At 66.8% G+C, this 19790-nt stretch carries 16 protein-coding genes; 11 read left to right on the plus strand and 5 right to left on the minus strand.

Annotation, left to right across the window (positions count from 1 at the left end; translation table 11 throughout):
- The 10 genes from U1H82_RS15405 to U1H82_RS15450 all read left to right on the plus strand — a co-directional run bounded on the left by U1H82_RS15405 (window position 1) and on the right by U1H82_RS15450 (window position 13409).
- On the plus strand, window positions 1-3207 hold the full coding sequence (locus U1H82_RS15405; RefSeq protein ID WP_322965809.1) for an efflux RND transporter permease subunit: 3207 nt from the start codon (window positions 1-3) through the stop codon (window positions 3205-3207).
- 258 nt (window positions 3208-3465) lie between these two features.
- A complete protein-coding gene (locus tag U1H82_RS15410) occupies window positions 3466-4671 on the plus strand; it encodes a DUF445 domain-containing protein (RefSeq protein ID WP_375339545.1) in 1206 nt (401 codons plus the stop codon).
- A gap of 97 nt (window positions 4672-4768) precedes the next feature.
- On the plus strand, window positions 4769-5875 hold the full coding sequence (locus tag U1H82_RS15415; RefSeq protein WP_322965811.1) for an ABC transporter permease: 1107 nt from the start codon (window positions 4769-4771) through the stop codon (window positions 5873-5875).
- The gene (locus U1H82_RS15420; protein ID WP_375339543.1) at window positions 5866-6792 is read left to right on the plus strand and encodes an ABC transporter ATP-binding protein; all 927 of its coding nucleotides are present in this window, start codon (window positions 5866-5868) and stop codon (window positions 6790-6792) included. The genes U1H82_RS15415 and U1H82_RS15420 overlap by 10 nt, the downstream gene beginning before the upstream one ends.
- Window positions 6792-7754 carry an MlaD family protein gene (locus tag U1H82_RS15425; protein WP_322965813.1) on the plus strand — a complete coding sequence of 321 codons (963 nt, stop codon included), beginning with the start codon at window positions 6792-6794 and terminating at the stop codon, window positions 7752-7754. Before U1H82_RS15420 ends, U1H82_RS15425 begins: the two co-directional genes overlap by 1 nt.
- Window positions 7755-7774: 20 nt before the next feature.
- Window positions 7775-8359 (plus strand): ABC-type transport auxiliary lipoprotein family protein, encoded by a 585-nt coding sequence (locus U1H82_RS15430; protein ID WP_322965814.1) that lies wholly within the window; start codon window positions 7775-7777, stop codon window positions 8357-8359.
- A 257-nt stretch (window positions 8360-8616) separates the two neighbouring features.
- On the plus strand, window positions 8617-10092 hold the full coding sequence (locus tag U1H82_RS15435; protein WP_322965815.1) for an efflux transporter outer membrane subunit: 1476 nt from the start codon (window positions 8617-8619) through the stop codon (window positions 10090-10092).
- Complete coding sequence (locus tag U1H82_RS15440) at window positions 10092-11483, plus strand: efflux RND transporter periplasmic adaptor subunit (RefSeq protein WP_322965816.1); 1392 nt, start codon at window positions 10092-10094, stop codon at window positions 11481-11483. The genes U1H82_RS15435 and U1H82_RS15440 overlap by 1 nt, the downstream gene beginning before the upstream one ends.
- Window positions 11473-12204 (plus strand): ABC transporter ATP-binding protein, encoded by a 732-nt coding sequence (locus tag U1H82_RS15445; RefSeq protein WP_322965817.1) that lies wholly within the window; start codon window positions 11473-11475, stop codon window positions 12202-12204. Before U1H82_RS15440 ends, U1H82_RS15445 begins: the two co-directional genes overlap by 11 nt.
- Window positions 12204-13409: an ABC transporter permease gene (locus tag U1H82_RS15450; RefSeq protein ID WP_322965818.1), complete on the plus strand. Its 1206-nt coding sequence runs from the start codon at window positions 12204-12206 to the stop codon at window positions 13407-13409. The genes U1H82_RS15445 and U1H82_RS15450 overlap by 1 nt, the downstream gene beginning before the upstream one ends.
- Here U1H82_RS15450 and U1H82_RS15455 read toward each other — a convergent pair.
- The 5 genes from U1H82_RS15455 to U1H82_RS15475 are packed head-to-tail and all read right to left on the minus strand — an operon-like array spanning window position 13378 to window position 18669.
- Window positions 13378-13998 (minus strand): nucleotidyltransferase family protein, encoded by a 621-nt coding sequence (locus U1H82_RS15455; RefSeq protein ID WP_322965819.1) that lies wholly within the window; start codon window positions 13996-13998, stop codon window positions 13378-13380. The genes U1H82_RS15450 and U1H82_RS15455 overlap by 32 nt on opposite strands.
- The gene (locus U1H82_RS15460) at window positions 13985-14908 is read right to left on the minus strand and encodes an XdhC family protein (protein WP_322965820.1); all 924 of its coding nucleotides are present in this window, start codon (window positions 14906-14908) and stop codon (window positions 13985-13987) included. The genes U1H82_RS15455 and U1H82_RS15460 overlap by 14 nt, the downstream gene beginning before the upstream one ends.
- Window positions 14908-17148: a xanthine dehydrogenase family protein molybdopterin-binding subunit gene (locus U1H82_RS15465; protein ID WP_322965821.1), complete on the minus strand. Its 2241-nt coding sequence runs from the start codon at window positions 17146-17148 to the stop codon at window positions 14908-14910. Before U1H82_RS15465 ends, U1H82_RS15460 begins: the two co-directional genes overlap by 1 nt.
- A 4-nt stretch (window positions 17149-17152) precedes the next feature.
- Entirely contained in the window at window positions 17153-18136 is a 984-nt protein-coding gene (locus U1H82_RS15470) for an FAD binding domain-containing protein (protein WP_322965822.1), read from the minus strand.
- A complete protein-coding gene (locus tag U1H82_RS15475; RefSeq protein WP_322965823.1) occupies window positions 18133-18669 on the minus strand; it encodes a 2Fe-2S iron-sulfur cluster-binding protein in 537 nt (178 codons plus the stop codon). Before U1H82_RS15475 ends, U1H82_RS15470 begins: the two co-directional genes overlap by 4 nt.
- Window positions 18670-18782: 113 nt before the next feature.
- Here U1H82_RS15475 and U1H82_RS15480 point away from each other — a divergent pair, with 113 nt between their 5' ends.
- Window positions 18783-19781, plus strand: a complete 999-nt coding sequence (locus U1H82_RS15480) for a glycerophosphodiester phosphodiesterase (RefSeq protein ID WP_322965894.1) — start codon at window positions 18783-18785, stop codon at window positions 19779-19781.
- The last annotated feature ends 9 nt before the right edge of the window (window positions 19782-19790 follow it).

The following is a 19790-nucleotide window of genomic DNA, read 5'->3' on the forward strand; positions in this document are numbered from 1 at the left end:
ATGAGTTTCCGCAACATCTCCGCCTGGGCGATCCGGAACCCCGTTCCGCCGATCGTCCTGTTCGTCGCGCTGACGCTGGCGGGGATCGTCAGCTTCATGCGGATGGATGTGAACAACGACCCCGATATCGATTTCCCGATCGTCGTGGTCGTCGTGAACCAGCCGGGTGCGGCGCCGACCGAACTGGAGACGCAGGTCACCCAGCGGGTCGAGGCGGCGTTGCGGAACCTTCAGGGCGTCGACCAGATCACCTCGACCGTGACCGAGGGCACGTCGCAGACGCTGGTCCAGCTCGACATCGGCACGCCGATCGACCGCGCGGTCAGCGATGCGCGCGATGCGATCACCCAAATTCGCTCGATGCTGCCCGACGGCATTCTCGAGCCGCAGGTCATCCGCGTCGATTCGACCGACAACGACCTGGCCAGCTATTCGGCGATCGCGTCCAACATGACGCCCGAACAGCTCAGCTGGTATATCGACAATAACGTCACCAAGGAGCTGTTGTCGGTTCCGGGCCTGTCCAAGGTCATCCGCAACGGCGGCGTGACCCGCGAAATCCGCGTGATCCTCGATCCGCTGAAATTGCAGGCGCAGGGCCTGACCGCCAGCGAGGTCAATGCGCAGCTTCGCATGACCAATTTGAACGCCGCCGGTGGTCGCGCCGAGATTGCGGGCACCGAACAGGCGGTCCGCGTGCTGGGCAATGCCCGCAACGCCTATGATCTGGGCCAGACCCAGATCAACGTGCGCGGCGGCCGGACGGTGCGGCTGGCCGACATCGCGACCGTGCGCGACCTCTATGCCGAACAGCGTTCGCAGGCGGCGGTCGATGGGCGCCAGGTCATCAGCTTCGACTTTCAGCGCGCCAAGGGCGCCTCGGACGTCAGCGTCTTCAACGGCGCGGTCGAAAAGCTGAAGGCGCTGGAAAAGCGCAATCCGGAGGTGAAGTTCGTCCTCCGCTCGAACAGCGTGAAATATACCGAGCAGCAATATGAAAGCGCCATCCATGCGATGATCGAGGGCGCGGTGCTGGCGGTCATCGTCGTCTTCATCTTCCTGCGCGACTGGCGTGCGACGGTGATCTCGGCGCTGGCCATTCCGCTGTCGGCGATCCCCGCCTTCTGGTTCATGGACCTGCTGGGCTTCACGCTGAACCAGATGACGCTGCTGGCGCTCAGCCTGGTGGCGGGCGTGCTGGTCGACGACGCGATCGTGGAGATCGAGAATATCGTCCGGCACATGCGCATGGGCAAATCCGCCTATCAGGCGTCGATCGACGCGGCGGACGAGATCGGCCTGGCGGTGCTCGCCACCACCATGGCGATCGTCGCGGTGTTCCTGCCCGTCGCGCTGATGCCGGGTGTTCCGGGCCAGTATTTCAAAAATTTCGGCCTGACCGTCGTCGTCTCGGTGCTGATGAGCCTGGCGGTCGCACGCCTCATCACGCCGATGATCGCGGCCTATTTCCTGAAGTCGGCGGGGCATGCCAGCCATGGCGAGGGCAAGCTGATGGACGCCTATATGGCGACGCTGCGCTGGTCGCTGCGCTATGACCGGCCGGCGGACGGCGTGCGACGGGGGTTTTTCCGCCGCTTCGCCGGACGGTTCCGCGACCATCGTCTGTGGGTGATCGGCATCGGCGTCGGCGCCTTCGCGCTGACCGTGATGATGTTCGCGATCATCCCCAAGACCTTCCAGCCGCCGCAGGACAATGACCAGGCGGTCGCCAAGATCGAGATGGTGCCGGGCACGACGCTGGCCCAGACCGATCTGGTCGTGAAGAAGGTGGCGCAATTCCTGAAGAAGCAGCCGGACGTCGAATCGGTCTATTCGCGCACCGGCGTCGGCAATGGCCGCGTGGTCGCGACGTTGAAGGAGGATCGCTCGATGAAGAGCACCGACTTCGAACGCTCGCTGGCGCCCGAACTGGCGGCGATCCCCGATGCGCGCGTGACCTTCCAGTCGCAATTCGGCTGGGGGTCGAGCGGGCGTGACCTGACCATCACCTTGGGCGGTGATGACCCCGCCGTGCTGCGTGATACCGCGAACAAGATCGTCCAGCAGATGGGCACGCTGCCCGGCCTCGTCGCGCCGCGCATCGTCGGCAATCTCGACCGGCCGGAAATCGTCATCCGCCCGCGTCTCGACCTCGCGGCCAATCTGGGCGTGACGACGCAGGCACTGTCGAGCGCGATCCGCATCGCGACGCTGGGCGATATCGACCAGAATTCGGCGCGCTTCTCGCTGTCGGATCGTCAGGTGCCGATCCGCGTCGCACTGGACCAGAATGCTCGCGCGCGCCTGTCGACCATCCAGAACCTGCCGGTGCAGACCCAGACCGGCGGCTCGGTGCCCTTGAGCGTCGTCGCCGATATCGGTCTGGGCGCAGGGCCGACCCAGATCGACCGCGTCAACCAGCGGCGGCAGGTGACGGTCGGCGCCGACCTCGCCAAGGGCGTCATCAGCGGCGACGCGATGAAAAAGGTCCACGACCTGCCGGTCATGAAGAACCTGCCCATGGGGGTCAGCGAAATGGTGCTGGGCCAGGCCAAGATGCAGGCGGAGATGATGAAGAACTTCTTCACCGCCATCATCTCGGCGATCTTCATGGTCTTTGCGGTGCTGGTCCTGCTCTATCGCCGGTTCCTGCCGCCCTTCGTCAACATGGCCTCGCTGCTGCTCGCGCCCTTGGGCGGGCTGCTGGCGCTGTATTTCACCGGCAATCCGCTGTCGCTGCCGGTCTATATCGGGTTGCTGATGCTGCTGGGCATCGTCGCCAAGAACTCGATCCTGTTGATCGACTTCGCGCTGGAGGAGATCGCCAAGGGCGTCCCGATCCATGAGGCGGTGCTGGACGCCGGACACAAGCGCGCCCAGCCGATCGTGATGACCACGGTCGCGATGGTCGCAGGCATGATCCCGACCGCACTGTCGCTGGGCGGTGACGGATCGTGGCGCAGCCCGATGGGCGTGACGGTGATCGGCGGGCTTGCCATGTCGACCATCCTCACGCTGCTGATCGTGCCCGCCGCGTTCAGCCTGGCGGTCGGCGTCGAACGCTGGATCGGCCCGCGCCTCGGCAAGCGGTTGCTGACCTATAAGCCCGGCGACGAGCTGGGCGGCGGGCCGGTGATCGAAGGGCCTACGGGCGGCCCGGCGCTGCCGCCCGCCACCGGCAAGCTGGGATATGATCCGGCGGAGTGAGGGGCGATTTTCCTCCCCTGTAAGGGGAGGTGGCGCGCGTAGCGCGTCGGAGGGGTGTCCCGTTCTCGAGAGGTTGACACCCCTCCGTCAGTCCTGCGGACTGCCACCTCCCCTTGCAGGGGAGGATCATCCGCCCCCTTTCGTTACGCTGGGGAAAGATTCCGCTTGAACAAAGCCGCCCTTCGCGAATTGTCCTGATTGATGGAACTCGCAATGCGATCGGGGGGTAGCCAGACCGTTCCTGCCGCCCTGCGGAAGATGCGGGTCGTGGCGACGGGGCTGTTGGTCACGATGGCCGCGCTGTTCCTCGTCTCGCGTGCGCTGCAGCCTGTGCATCCCGCCTGGGGGTTCGTCCGTGCCTTTGCCGAGGCTGCGATGGTCGGCGGGCTGGCCGATTGGTTCGCGGTGACCGCCTTGTTCCGCCATCCGCTCGGCCTGCCGATCCCGCATACCGCGATCGTGCCGCGCAACAAGGATCGGATCGGCGACACGCTTGCCAATTTCCTGCGCACCAATTTCCTGATCCCGCGCGTCGTGGCGCGCCGCATGGTCCGGCTCGACATGGCGGGCGCGGCGGGCCGCTGGCTGGCGCAACCGCCGCAGGAGGGCGGGCGCATCCGGCGCGGTGCGTCGCGCCTGTTCGCCGAGATGCTAACCGCCTTCGACCCGCAGCGCCTGGGCGGCATGGTCAAGGCGGGTATCGGGGCCCGGCTGCGCGCGACCGAGGTGGCACCGATCCTGGGCCAGTTGCTGAAGGCCAGCATTGCCGAGGGGCGGCATCTGCCTTTGCTCGATTCCGTCCTGCGCTGGGCGGCTTCGGCGCTGGAGGCGAATGAGACGATCGTCCGCACGATGGTGCATGAGCGGGCAGGGGCCATCCTGCGCTGGACCGGGCTGGACGAGACGCTGGCCGACAAGCTGATCGACGGGTTGCATAAGCTGCTCCACGATGTCGCCGAGGATCGCGAGCATCCGCTGCGCCAGAAGATCGAGGAAGGGCTCGATCGCCTGGCCTGGGACCTGCAATATGATCCGCACACCCGCGAACGGGTGGAGGCGCTGAAGGCCGAGCTGATCGCCAACCCAGCGATGCAGCGCTGGCTGGACGGGCTTTGGGAACAGGCGCGCGAGGCGCTGCTGCGCATGGCACGCGATCCGCAGGCGGTGACCGCCGGACGGCTGGGCGATGCGGTGCGGCAGCTCGGCCAGACGTTGCAGGACAATCCCCGGCTGACGGCGACGATCAATCGCTTCGTCCGCCGTGCGGTGGTCGGGGTGGCGGCCGATTATGGCGACGGCATCGTTCAGCTGGTGTCGGAAACGGTGCGCGGCTGGGATGCCGACACCGTCACCTCGCGGCTGGAGAATGCGGTGGGGCGCGACCTGCAATATATCCGCATCAACGGCACGCTGGTCGGCGGCAGCGTCGGCCTGATCCTGCATCTGCTGGATCGCCTGCTATGAAAACGTCACGCAGTCGTCTAATTAATGCCGCCAGTCGATTCGTCGCGGGAACGAAGCGCCTTGTCGATGCCCCCGCTTTCCCGCAAAGAGGCAGGTGATGAACGCCAAGGCCGATTATCAACGCGACGCGGCGGACGGAGGAGCCTTGCGCTTCACCGGCAGCCTGTCGCTGGCGACGCTGGGGGACCTGCCCGAACGGCTGGATCGCGAGGATGCGGCGGTGCGATTGCTCGACCTGTCGCAGGTCGATCGGATCGACACGGTCGGTGCCTGGCTGGTCCACCGCTTCGCCGCGCGCAACGATGCGGTGATCGAGGGGCTGAACGACGACCAGCGCCATCTGATCGACAAGGTGATCGAGGCGGATCAGCCGGTCGCGATGCGGCCCAAGCCGGTCAGCCCCTTCGCGCGCGTGGCGGGCGAGGTGGGCGATGCCGTCGTCGCCGCCTTCCAGACGCTGTACGGGCTGCTCGGCTTCATGGGGGCGACGGTGCTGGCGGGGCTGGCGGTGATCCGTCACCCGCGCCGCTTCCGCTTCAACGCGGTGGTGCATGAGTTCGAGACGGTCGGCGTCTCGGCGCTGGCGATCATTGGTCTGATGAGCTTCCTGATTGGCATCGTCATCGCACAGCAGGGCGCGGTGCAGCTGCGTCAGTTCGGCGCGGAGGTGTTCACGATCAATCTGGTCGGCCGTCTGACCCTGCGTGAGCTCGGCGTGCTGATGACCGCGATCATGGTCGCGGGGCGTTCGGGCTCGGCCTTTGCCGCGCAGCTCGGCACGATGAAGCTGACCGAAGAGATCGACGCGATGCGCGTGATCGGCGTGTCGCCGATGGAGGCGCTGGTCGTGCCGCGCACGCTGGCGGCGGTGACGCTGATGCCGCTGCTCGGCTTCTATTCGTCGCTGATCGCGATGATCGGCGGCTGTTTCCTCGCGGCGGTGTCGCTGGGTATCCCGCCCGTCACCTTCATCGCGCGCATTCGCGAAGTTGTGCCGATCACCGACCTCTATGTCGGCCTGATCAAGGCGCCCGTCTTCGGCGCGATCATCGCGATCGCGGGCTGTTTCCAGGGCATGCAGGTCAAGTCGGATGCCGAGCAGGTCGGCCTGCGCACCACGGCGGCGGTGGTGCAGGCGATTTTCCTGGTGATCGTACTCGACGCCTTTTTCGCGGTCTTCTTCACCTGGATCGGATGGGATTGATGGCCGAGCAGGACGAACATCTGATCCAGGTCCGGGGCCTGCGCAACAGCTTCGGCGAGCAGGTGATTCACGACGGGCTCGACCTCGACGTGCGCCGGGGCGAGATTCTGGGCGTGGTCGGCGGGTCGGGCACCGGCAAGTCGGTGCTGATGCGTACGATCATCGGCCTCCAGACCCCGGATGCGGGCGACATCACCGTGTTCGGCGAGCCGACCATCGGCCGTGACGCGACCGAGGCGGTGAATGTGCGCAAGCGCTGGGGCGTGCTGTTCCAGGGCGGGGCGCTCTTCTCGACGCTGACGGTCGCCGAGAATGTCGAGGTGCCGCTGCGCGAATTCTATCGCGAACTGCCCCAGGCGCTGATGGACGAGATCGCCTCCTACAAGGTGGTGATGACCGGCCTCCCCGCCGACGCGGGACCGAAATATCCGGCCGAGCTGTCGGGCGGCATGAAGAAGCGCGCAGGCCTCGCCCGTGCGCTGGCGCTCGACCCCGAACTCCTGTTCCTCGACGAACCGACCGCAGGCCTCGACCCGATCGGCGCGGCGGCGTTCGATCAGTTGATCGCATCGCTTCAGAAGACCTTGGGGCTGACCGTCTTCCTCATCACTCACGACCTCGACACGCTTTATGCGATTTGCGACCGCGTGGCGGTGCTGGCCGACAAGAAGGTGATCGCGGTTGGCACGATCGACGAACTGATCGCGCTCGATCATCCGTGGATCGAGGAATATTTCAAGGGGCCGCGCGGTCGCGCCGCGATCGCCGCGAAGGACGAGGTCGCGGACATCCGCCCCCGTTCGGCGGACGCCGACGCCGCGCGCCACCCCACCGAAGTCGAAGCCAACGCCACGGGCCGGCAAGCCCAAGGTAGTGAGGCCGATGCCCATGCGAGAGGCGAAGCAGGGACACGCTGATGGAAACCCGTTCGAACCACGTCCTAGTCGGCTCTGTCGTGCTGATCCTGCTCGCAGTGCTGGCCATCTTCACCGTCTGGATCGCCCGGTTGGGCGGCACGTCGGAGAGGGAATATGACATCTTCTTCCGTCAGTCGGTGGACGGCCTGGCCAAGGGCTCGGCGGTCACCTATTCGGGCGTGCCCTCGGGCCAGGTGAAGGAGATCGCGCTGTGGCGCCCCGATCCGCAGTTCGTGCGGGTGCGCATCGCGGTCAATGACCAGACGCCGATCCTGCAGGGGACGACCGCCTCGATCTCGGCCAGCTTCACCGGCACCAGCACCATTTCGCTCGACGGCGCGCGGAAAGGGGCCCCGCCGATCGCCTGCCCGCAGCCCGAGAACAAGACCATCTGTCCGTATGGCGTGCCCGTCATCCCGACCAAGCAGGGCGGTATCGGCGCGATCCTGAACTCCGCGCCGCAGTTGCTGGAGCGGCTGTCGACCCTGACCGAGCGGCTTACGGGGCTGTTGTCCGATCGCAACCAGGCGTCGATCGCAGGCATTCTCGACAATACCAACCGCCTGACCGATGCGCTCGCCGATCGCGGGCCGGAGATCGCCGCGACGCTGGCCCAGACCCGCGTGGCGATCCAGCAGGCGGGCGACGCGGCGCAGTCGATCGGCCAACTCGCGGCGACCACCAACGGCATCCTGGCCGATGATGTGAAGCCGACCGTGGCCAATCTGAACAAGGCGATTGCCTCGGCCCAGAAGAGCGCGGATACGCTCAATTCGGCGATCGGCGACGCGCGGCCGGGCCTTCAGACCTTCTCGAAGCAGACCGTGCCCGAGGTGGACCGTCTGGTGAAGGACCTGCGCGTGATGACCCAGTCGCTGTCGGCGGTCGCCGAAAAGGTCGACCAGCAGGGCGCCGGGGCGCTGATCGGGCAGCCGCAGCTGCCGGACTATAAGGGCAAGTGAGGATGCCGATGAGGACCGTCATGAAGACTCCGCTGATCGTGATGCTCGCATCGCTTCCGCTCGCTGGCTGCATCAGCTTCGGCGCCAAGCCGCCGCCCTCGCTGCTGACGCTTCAGTCGCAATCGGCTCCGGCGGTCGGCCAGACCCAGGATTCCGGGCCCGGCCGGTCGATCACCATCCAGGTGCCGTCGTCGCCGCAGGAACTGGCGACGGCGCGGGTGCCGGTGCAGGAGAATCCGACCAGCATCGCCTATGTGAAGAATGCGCAATGGGCCGAGCCACCCGCGCGGCTGTTCGCGCGGTTGATGGCCGATACGCTGACCGCGCGGGCGGGCCGGGTGGTGCTGTCGGGGCGCGATTCGATCGGTGATCCGGGGGCGCGGCTGGGCGGTGAATTGCGCCAGTTCGGCATGGATGCGATGCGGCGTGACGCGCTGGTGATCTTCGACGCCACGCTGCAACGCGATGGCCAGACCACCATCGAGAAGCGCCGTTTCGAGGCGCGCGTGCCGATCGGCAAGATCGACGCCACGACCGTCGGCCCCGCACTGAACCAGGCGGCCAACCAGGTCGCGCAGCAGGTTTCCGACTGGGTGGGGCGGTAAGACCCTTTATTCCTCCCCTGTAAGGGGAGGGGGACCAGCGAAGCTGGTGGAGGGGTGTTGCCCTGTCGAGCGTGTGACACCCCTCCGTCAGGGCTTCGCCCTGCCACCTCCGCTTACAGGGGAGGAATTTCCAAAGGGCTGGAACTTTCGCCCGCCTAAAACGTGCGCTGCCGGATGACGGGAATATGCCGCTACCGTCACACTTTGCGACACAAACGCACTGGACGGGGCGGCACCTGGCGGGCAGGTTCGCGACCATGAAGCCTCGCGCCCGCGTCCTTCTTCTGGCCTCGGCGGCCTTGTCCGCCTGCACGGTCGGTCCCGATTATCGTCCTGCCGCCCCGCAAGCGCTGGGGGTGCCCGATACATGGTCGGTGCCCGCCGCCAATGCCCAGGCGCAGGACCTGAGCCATTGGTGGCGATCCTTTGACGATCCGCTACTCGCCGAACTGGTCGAGCAGGCGGTGGTCGCCAATACCGATGTGGTCCAGGCGATCGCCCGGTTGCGGCAGGCCCGCGAAAGCCTGATCCAGAGCCGCGCCTCGCTGCTCCCCAATCTCTCCGGCTCGACCGGCTATCAACGCAACGAGAATTTGCGGGGTGGCGGGCGTAGCTTCACGTTGCCTGACGGCACCGTGGTCGACACCGGCGGGGGCGGCAGCAACAGCTTCACGGTCGGGCTGTCGGCCAGCTATCAGGTCGGCCTGTTCGGCGAGGTGCGCCGCACGGTCGAGGCGAGCCGCGCGACCTATGAGGGCGCAGGCTTCAGCTATGCCGCGACGCTGCTGACCGTCGAGAGCGAGTTGGCGCGCAATTACATGCTGGCGCGCGCCTATCAGGCGCAGCTTGCCAATGCGCGGGCCAGCCTGGCCCTGCAGGACGACAATCTGGAGATTGCGGGCTTCCGGGTGCAGGCGGGGCTCGTCTCCTCGCTCGACGCCGAACAGGCGCGCAGCCAGCGGGCGCAGACCGCCGCGACCATCCCCTCGATCGAGCAGCAATATAATGCCGCCGTCTCGCGGCTGGGCGTGCTGACCGGCCAGGCGCCCGGCGCGGTCAAGGCGCGGCTGGCGGCGGTCAGGCCGATCCCGACCGGCCCTGCGGTGATCGGCGCGGGCATTCCGGCGGATATCCTGCGCCGCCGCCCCGATGTCCGTGCGGCCGAGCGTAATCTGGCGGCCGCGACCGCGCGGATCGGCGTGGCGCAGGCCGCGCTCTATCCGGCGCTCGCCATTTCCGGGAACATCAACACGGCCGCGACGAGCATCGGGTCGCTGGGCGATGCAATCACCGGCAGCCTGTTCGCCGGGCTGACCCAGGCGATCTTCAACGGCGGACGGCTGCGCAGCCAGGTGCGCAATGCCCAGGCGCTGGCCGACCAGTCCTACGCCGCCTATCAGGGCACCGTCCTCCTCGCGCTGGAGGATGTCGAAAACGCCATCGTCGCACTCAACACCGCGCGCGAGCGGGAGCGGCAATTCGCCATCCAGCTCGACGCCGCGCGCAACTCGGCGATCCTGGCGCGGAGCCAGTATCGCTCGGGCCTCACCGATTTCACCACCCTGTCGCAACAGGAGGCGGCGTTCCTGAACGCGCAGAACGGGCTGGTTCAGGCCCGGTCCGACGCGGCGACCGCGCAAGTGGCGCTGTTCGCCGCGCTGGGCGGTGGATGGGACGACACGACCACCCCCGAAGCGCCGCCGCGCCTCGCCACAATCCCGGACAACCGCTGATGGCCGACCAGACTCTCGACGATTTCCTGGGCGTGAAGCCACAGCCGCGCTGGCGCAAATGGGTGCAATGGGGCGTGGTGATCGTCGGCGTCGTCCTGTTGGCGCTGTTGCTCAAAAGCTGTTTCGGCGGATCGAACGAGGCGGGCTATGCCACCGCGCCGGTCACGCGTGGCGACCTGACCGTGACCGTCTCGGCGACCGGCAAGCTAGCGCCGACCAATCAAGTGACGGTCGGCTCGCAGCTGTCGGGCCTGGTCACCAAGGTCGTGGTCGACGTGAACGACCGGGTGAAGGCGGGCGAGGCGCTGGCGCTGATCGATCCCGAACAGATTGACGACCAGATCCGCGCCGCACAGGCGACGCTCGCCGCCAATCAGGCACAGGTGGCGCAGGCGCGGGCGACCGTGTCCGAAGCGCAGGCGCAGCTCGCGCGGCTGGAGGAAGTCTATAAGCTGTCCAACGGGCGGGTGCCATCGGGCACCGAACTTCAGACCGGCCGGGCCAATGCCCAGCGCGCGGTCGCGGCGCTGCGGGTCGCGGAGGCCAATGTCGCCGCCGCGCGTGCGCAGCTCGCCCAGTCGCAGACCCAGCGACAGCGCGCGATCATCCGCTCGCCGGTATCGGGTGTGGTGCTGGCGCGGCAGGTCGATCCGGGTCAGACGGTCGCGGCGTCGTTCAACACCCCGACCCTGTTCGTCATCGCCGAAGACCTGACCAAGATGAAGCTGGAGGTCGCGATCGACGAGGCCGATGTCGGCGAGGTGAAGGTCGGGCAAAAGGCGGATTTCACCGTCGACGCCTTTCCGGGCCGCACCTTCCCCGCGACGATCACCCGCGTCGATCTGGGGTCGAACCTGACGGTCAGCGCGGCGACCTCGTCCTCCTCGTCGTCCGCCAGCACGACCTCGACCACCGGACAGGTGGTCAGCTATGCCGCCGATCTGACGGTGGCCAATCCTGACTTGCAACTGCGTCCCGGCATGACCGCGACGGCGGATATCGTGACGTCGGACAAGAAGAATGTCCTGCTGATCCCCAACGCCGCGTTGCGCTTCAAGCCGTCGGATGGCGCGGGGCAGGGTGGTGGCGGCATCGCCGGATCGCTGACCTTCCGTCCGCGCCGCGACCGGGCCGCGCGCACCGCAACCGTTCAGCGCGGTGCCACGCAGACCGTCTATGTGCGCGGGGCCGATGGCAAGCCGCAGCCGATCCAGATCGTCACCGGCGACACCAATGGGTCGATGACCGAGGTGCTGTCGGGTGGCCTGAAGCCCGATATGCAGGTCATCACCGGTCAGCTGGCGGGCGGCGAAAACTCGGCTCCACGCGGCGGCGGCCAGCGGCGGCAGGGTGGAGGCCAGCAAGGCGGCGGGGGCGGTAGTGGCCGCTGACGCCCCGCTCATCCAGCTTCGCGGCGTCACCAAGACCTATGGCAGCGGCGCGACGCAGTTCCAGGCGCTGAAGGGCGTCGACCTGGACATTGCGGCGGGCGATTTCCTCGCGGTGATGGGGCCGTCAGGGTCGGGCAAGTCGACGACGATGAATATATTGGGCTGTCTCGACGTGCCGAGCGGCGGCAGCTTCCTGTTCCGCGGCCATCATGTCGAGACGCTGGACCGCGACCAGCGCGCGATGCTGCGGCGGCGTTACCTGGGCTTCGTGTTTCAGGGGTTCAACCTGCTGTCGCGCACCACCGCGCTGGAGAATGTCGAGCTGCCCTTGCTCTATCGCGGTGAGGACAAGAAGACCCGCCGCGACCTGGGCATGGCTGCGTTGGAAAAAGTCGGGCTCGACAAATGGTGGGACCATACCCCCGCCGAATTGTCGGGCGGGCAGCAGCAGCGCGTGGCGATCGCGCGCGCCATCGTCACCAGCCCCGATGTGCTGCTGGCCGACGAGCCGACCGGCAATCTCGATTCCGAACGCTCGGTGGAGATCATGCAGTTGCTGACCGGCCTCAACCGGGACAGCGGCATCACCGTGCTGATGGTCACGCATGAGCCCGACATGGCGGCATTCGCGCGCACCGTCATCCACTTCAAGGATGGGCTGGTCGATCGGATCGAGGCGCAACATCGACCGGGCGAAATCCCTGCGATGGATACACACTGATGTTCGGCACGACGCTCATCCTCGCCATCCGCTCGATCCGGCGGCATGTGCTGCGCTCGTTCCTGACGACGCTCGGCATCATCATCGGCGTCGGCGCGGTCGTGACCATGGTGACGTTGGGCAAGGCGACGACGGCCGCCGTGCAGCAGTCCATCTCGTCGCTGGGCACCAACATTCTTCAGGTCCGCCCCGGTCAGGGCTTCGGGCGCGGCGGCGGCGGCCCGCGGCCGCCCGACTTCAAGCCTGAGGATGTCGACGCGATCGCCGACCAGATCGCGGGCGTCACCGCCGTAGCGCCGCAGGCCCAGACGACCGCGACCGCCATCTATGAGGGCGCGAACTGGTCGACGACCGTCACCGGCACGACGCTCGCCTATTTTACCGTCCAGCCCTGGCCGCTGGCCTCGGGGCGGTACTGGACCCCGGCCGAACAGGCGGCGGGCAAGGCGGTGTGCATCATCGGCAATACGGTGCGGCAGAATCTGTTCCGCAACACCGATGCGGTCGGCAAGCGCTTCCGCATCGGTGCGATCAGCTGCGACGTGATCGGCGTGCTGACGACGCGCGGGCAGGGGGGCTTCGGCGATCAGGACGATGTGGTGCTGATGCCGATCAAGGCGGTGCAGCGTCGTTTTACCGGCAGCCGCGACATCCGCCTGATGCTGGTCGGCGTCGACCAGGCCTATTCGACCTCGGCGGTGCAATCCGCGTTGACCGATCTCTTGCGCGAACGGCGCAACATCACCGGGGGCAAGGACGACGACTTCAACATCTTCGACACCAAGCAGATCAGCGACACGCTGACCAGCACGACGACGATGCTGACCCGGATCGTCGCGGCGGTGGCGGCGATCAGCCTGGTGGTCGGGGGCATCGGCATCATGAACATCATGCTGGTGTCCGTCACCGAGCGGACGCGCGAGATCGGCATTCGCCTGGCGATCGGCGCGGTGGCGCGCGAGGTGCTGATGCAGTTTCTGGTCGAGGCGGTGGTATTGTCCTGCCTGGGCGGCATCATCGGCCTGATCCTGGCGCAGGCGATCATCGCGCTGCTGGTCCCGGTCATGCAGGTGCCCTGGACCTTCGACCTTCAGATCAACGTCATCGCCTTTGCCATTTCGGCGGTGATCGGGGTGGTGTTCGGTTATTTTCCCGCGCGGCGGGCCGCAGCGCTCAATCCGATCGACGCGCTACGGCACGAGTAATCCGCTCGGGCGCGTGGACGAGTTGGCGTAGCCGTTCGAGATCCTCGGGCGTGTCGATATCGATCAGTTCGGCGGGCGCGGTCACGACGTGTCGCCCGCCTGCGACCAGCTTGCGGCCGCCCTCATCGCCTTCCAGCTTGAGCAGCGCCGCGAACTGGCCCGAGCCGAACACGCCGGGTGGCGTGGGGTATTCGCCGTTGCTCGACACCACGATCGAGTCCGGTCCGTCAAAGGCATCGAACAGGCGATAGATATGCGCCGCCGTGACGCGCGGCATATCGGCCAGCGCGATCAGGATCGCCTGGGGCGACGCCTTCATCGCCTCGCGCACGCCCAGATGCAGCGAGTGGGACATGCCCTGACCGACATCATCATTGTGGATCACGCGGTAGCCGCGCGAGGCGAAGTCGAGCTGGCATCCGTCGGTCACGACGATCCGGTCGGCAAAGGGGATGCTCTCCAACGCGGTGGTGACGTGGAAGCCCACCGGCTTGCCGAGAAACTCGGCCTCCAGCTTGTTCTCCATCCCGAAGCGGCTCGACTGTCCCGCCGCCAGCAGGACCAGGACCACATTGTCAGCGTCGATCATGAAAGGCTCCTATCATCGCCGCCGCGATCGACAGCGCGATCTCGGAGGGGCCGATCGCACCGATATCCAGCCCGACCGGGCCATCGATCCGGTCGATCGCCGCAAGCGAAACGCCCAAGGCCGCCAGACGCTCCCGTCGTGCGGCATGGCTGCGCCGACTGCCCAGCGCGCCGACATAGGCGGTGTCGGTGGCGAGCGCGGCGACCAGTGCGGGGTCGTCGATCTTGGTATCGTGGCTCAACGTCACGACGGCGGTGGCGGGGCCGGGGGCATAGGCCGCCACCGCCTCGTCGGGCCAGCGATCGTCGAGCGTCACACCGGGGAAGCGTTCCTCGGTCAGGAAACGCGCACGGGGGTCGATGACGGTGGTGGCGATTCCCAGTGTCTGCGCCAGTTGCGCCAGGCTTTGCGCGATCTGTACCGCGCCGACGATCAGCAAGCGGCGCGGCGGATCATAGCGGTTGGCGAAGACTTCGCCCGTCTCGACCGGCCGCAGGTCCGAATGGCCGGTGGTCAGGTCGGTGGTCACGGTCAGGGCGCGGCCCTGCTCGCGCGCTTCGGCGATCCGGTCGAACAGTTCGGGGTCGAAGCCGTCCGCCGAGACAGGCTGCACCATCACCGCGATCTCGCCGCCACAGGGCAGGCCGACTTCCCAGGCCGAAGCGTCCGCCACGCCGTAGCGTTTCAGCTGGAACGGTGCGCCCGCGATCACCTCGGCGGCGGTGTGGAGAATGTCGTTCTCGACACAGCCGCCCGACACCGACCCCTCGAACCGGCCATCGCCGTGAACCAGCATATGGCTGCCACGCGGACGCGGTGCCGACCCCCAGGTCGACACCACCGTCGCGATCGCCATCGGCTCGCCCCGCCATTCGCCCGCGGCGGCGAGGACGCTGTCATGGTCGCTCATCAAAGCGCCGGGAGGTGATCGAGCAGCTTGTCGAGCGTTACCGGCATCTCGCGCACCCGGACGCCCGTGGCATTGTAGATGGCGTTGACCACGGCCGGGGCCGCGCCCGAAATGCCCAGCTCGCCGATCCCCTTGGCGTGGATCGGATTGGCATGGATGTCCCGCTCGTCGAGGAAATGGACTTCCAACTGGGGCACGTCGGCATTCACCGGCACATGATATTCGGCGAGATCGTGATTCACCAGCTTGCCGGTGCGGGGATCGTGGATCAGCTCCTCGGTCAGTGCGGTGCCGATGCCGAAGGTCATGCCGCCCAGGCATTGCGAGCGCGCGGTTTTGGCATTGAGCACCCGCCCCGCCGCGAACACGCCCAGCATCCGCCGCACGCGCACCACGCCGGTGACGACGTTCACGCCGACCTCGGCGAAATGCGCGCCATAGCTGGCCTGTTGGAATTGCTTTTCCTGCTGGCCCGGCTTGATCTCGCCGATCGCGGCCAGGCCGTCTTTGCCGACCAGCTCGGCCAGCGGAACCGAGCGGTTGTCGCCGATCGCCATGCCGTCCTTGAGCGTCAGTTCCTCGGCCTTCACACCCATCGCCTTGGCCAGCTTCTCGCGCACACGCTCGGCGGCCAGATAGACCGCCGACCCCGCCGACGCCGCGCCCCAGGACCCGCCCGAGCCTGCGGCGGGGGGATCATTGGTGTCGCCCAGTGCCATCGTCACCTTCTCGACCGGCAAGCCCAGGATTTCGGCGGCGATCTGCGCCATGATGGTATAGCTGCCGGTGCCGATATCGGTCATCGCCGAGGAGACGGTCGCGCTGCCATCGGGATGGAGTTCGACCTTGGCGGCGGACTGTTGCAATTGGTTGGAACGGCAGGCGGCGGCGACGCCCATGCCGATCAGCCAGTCGCCCTCGCGCCGCTGGCCCGCAGGCTGACGCTGGTCCCAGCCGAAATGCTTGGCACCTTCCTCCAGTGATCGGGTGAGGTTGCGCGACGAATAGGGGACCTTCAGTTCCGGGTCCTGCTCGGGATCGTTGACCTTGCGCAAGGCAATGGGGTCCATACCGATCGCCTCGGCCAACTCGTCCATGGCGCATTCCATGCCGACCATGCCGACCGCCTCGCCCGGCGCGCGCATCGAGCCCGACAGCGTCCAGTTCAGCCGGACCACGTCATGATTGATCCGCCGATTCTCACCGCCATAGAGGAAGTGGGTGCCGATCCCGACAGGCTCGAAGAAATCCTCGTCCGGAAGGTTGGAGGTGATCGATTCATGGCCCAGCGCGACGATCCGGCCGCCCGCTTCCGCACCCAGCCGCATCCGTTGTTCGGTGTTGGAGCGGCGGACGGTAGCGTCGAACACCTGCTGGCGCAGCATCACCGCCTTCACCGGGCGGCCGAGTTGCTTGGCGGCGATGGCGGCAGCGACGCTCTCGGGCGCGATGCCCAGCTTCGATCCGAAGCCGCCGCCGATATAGCGCGAGATGATCCGCACCTTGGATTGCGACACGCCCAGCGCCCTGGCGAGCTGTTGCGCGTCGGACGTCGGCATCTGGTATGCGCCGTACAGCGTCAGCGCGCCGTCTTCCCACACCGCGATCGAGGCGTGTGGCTCCATCGCCGCCGAATTCTGGCTGGGGGTGGTGTAGGTCACGTCGATCTTGACCGACGCGCCGTCGAACGCCTTGTCGAAATCGCCCTGATCGTAATGGCCCTTGATGAGGCCGTCGGGGGCGGGTTCGGCCTTGTCCTTGTTCGCCTCATAGTCGAATGCGCCGTCGTCGAGCGGCTCATATTCGACCTTCAGCTGCTTGGCGGCGTCGCGGGCAACCTCGAAACTGTCGGCGACGACGATCGCGATGATCTCGCCGAAATAGTCGATGGTGCGCACGCCCTGCGTCGGGGCTTCGGTCTCGCCGCCCTGCTGCGAATTGCGGATGAAGCTGTCGTAATCGGTGATGACGTCGATCACGCCGGGGATCGCCTTGACCGCATCGGCGTCGATCGCCTTGATCCTGGCGTGCCCCTTGGTCGCGCTGACCAGCACGCCATGTGCGACATTCTCGATGGCATATTCGGCGGCATAGGTGGCGGTGCCCGTCACCTTTTTCGGCCCGTCCACCCGGTCGAGCGGTTTGGAGATCACCCCTTGCACGCCCGTATCGAGCAGGCTGTCGGGATGCGGCTGATTCATGGTCAGCGTGTTCGTGTCGTCCTTGCCGAATCCGAACATGGGATCAGCCCTCCTGCGTCAGTTCACGGAGCGTCGCGATCAAAGTGCGGCGCGTCAGCGGAATCTTGAAGTCGTTCGAGCCATAGCCCCTGGCGTCCGCCAGCAGCGCGTCCGCGGCGGCGTGGAAGGCGGCGTCGGTCGGTTCCTGCCCGACCAGCGCGGCTTCGACCGCTTCGTCGCGCCACGGCATCGGGCCGAGGCCGCCAAAAGCGAGCCGCGCCGAGGTGATCCGGCCGCCCTCGACCGCGACGATCCCGGCGACCGAGACCAGCGCAAAGGCGTAGGATGCCCGGTCGCGCACCTTGCGATAGGTCTGGCGACCCTCGGGCGCAGGCGGCAGTTCGACATGGGTGATGAGTTCGCCCAGCTCCAGGACATTCTCGATCTCGGGCGTGGCTCCGGGTAGGCGATAGAATTCGCCGATCGCGATCCGGCGGCGGTCGCCGTCGGGCTTCTGGGTGACGATCACCGCCTCCAGCGCGCGCATCGCGACCGCCATGTCGCTGGGATGCGTCGCGATACATTGGTCCGAGGTGCCGAGGATGGCGAGGATACGGTTCTCGCCGCCGATCGCCGAACAGCCGCTGCCCGGCTCACGCTTGTTGCAGGCGCACGCGGGGTCGTAGAAATAATAGCAGCGCGTCCGCTGGAGCAGATTGCCGCCGGTCGACGCCTTGTTGCGCAACTGCCCCGAGGCGCCCGCCAGCAGCGCGCGCGACAGCACCGGATAACGTTCGATCACGCGCGCATCGGCGGCTAGGTCGCTATTGGGCACCAGCGCACCGATGGTCAGCCCGCCATCCTCGCGCTCCTCGATGTCGGTCAGGGCCAAGCGACTGATGTCGACCAGCGTGTCGGGCGTCTCGACCTGCAATTTCATCAGATCGAGCAGGTTGGTGCCCCCGGCGATGAAGCGTGCGCCCGGCACCGCGCCGTCACGGGTGGCGGTCGCGACCGAGTCGGCGCGGGCATAGTCGAACAGCTTCATGCCGCGACCTCCTTACCCACATCCTCATTGGGATTGCGGTCGCCCAGGCCCGCCACTTCACGAATCGCATCGACGATATTGGGATAGGCGGCGCAGCGGCACAGATTGCCGCTCATCCGCTCGGAGATTTCCTCGACCGTCAGTTCGGCATGGCCAAGGTCTTCCGTGACATGGCTGGGCCACCCCTTCGCCACCTCGGCCAGCATGCCCACCGCCGAGCAGATCTGGCCCGGCGTGCAATAGCCGCACTGAAAGCCGTCATGCCGCACGAACGCGTCCTGCAAGGGGTGGAGATTGCCCGGCTGGCCCAGTCCTTCGATCGTGGTGATCTCGTCATCCTGATGCATCACCGCCAGCGTCAGGCAGCTGTTCACGCGGCGGCCGTTGACCAGCATGGTGCACGCCCCGCACTGGCCATGGTCGCAGCCCTTCTTGGAGCCGGTCAGCCCCAGATGTTCGCGACACAGATCGAGCAGCGAGGTTCGGACATCAACCGCGATGTCATGGGATTGACCATTGATTGTGAAATGCATCGCGCCATCCCCTTGGGATTACAGTTGGATGAACAAACGCCATGATTTCCGCACGTTTCCCGTTGCGAACCACTCTCATTGCCGCCGCGCTGATCTTCGGGCAGTCTGAGGCCATGTCCGCCGATCGCGCCAAACCGCTCTCGTCCCCTATCGTCATCGCGCATCGCGGCGCGAGCGGGGAGCGTCCCGAACACACGCTGGCCGCCTATGACCTGGCGATCCGCGAAGGCGCGGATGTGATCGAGCCCGATCTGGTGCCGACCAAGGACGGCCACCTCGTCGCGCGGCACGAGAATGAGATTTCGGGCACGACCGATGTCGCGGCCCACCCGGAGTTCGCCGATCGCAAGACGACGAAGACGATCGACGGGCAGAGCGAAACCGGCTGGTTCACCGAGGATTTCACGCTGGCCGAGCTGAAGACCCTGCGCGCCCGCGAACGCCTGCCCCAACTTCGCTCGACCGCCTATGACGGGCAGTTCCAGATACCTACGCTGGAAGAGATCATCGCGCTGGCGAAGACCCGGTCGAAGGAATTGGGACGGACCATTTCCATCTATCCCGAAAACAAGCACCCGACCTATTTCGCGTCGATCGGCAAGGGCACCGACGCTCCGCTGGTCGCCGCGCTCGCCAAGGCGGGGTGGAAGACGGCGGACGCGCCGGTCTTCATCCAGTCGTTCGAGGTGAACAACCTCAAGCATCTGAAGACGATGACCGGCATCCGCCTGATCCAGCTGGTCGCGGGTGAGGGCGGTCCCGCCGATCACGCCGCGCCGAGCTATGCCGCGATGATGACGCCCGTGGGGCTGAAGCAGGTCGCTACCTATGCCTGGGGGATCGGCCCGGACAAGGCGATGCTATGGAACGGCGACGCGCCCACGACGCTGGTCGCCGACGCCCATGCGGCGGGGCTGCGGGTCCACCCCTGGACGTACCGCGCGGAAAACCAGTTTGTGCGGCCTGCCTTCCGGCGCGGCACCGATCCCAAGGCGCATGGCGATGTCGCGGGCGAGATTCGCGCCGCGCTGGGCCAAGGCATCGACGGATTCTTCACCGATTTCCCGCAAATCGGGGTAGAAACGCGCAACGCTTTTTTGCGCGCCCGCTGAAAGACCCTG

This window comes from Sphingomonas fuzhouensis, assembly GCF_034659795.1.
In the GTDB taxonomy this organism is placed as follows: Bacteria; Pseudomonadota; Alphaproteobacteria; order Sphingomonadales; family Sphingomonadaceae; genus Sphingomonas; species Sphingomonas fuzhouensis.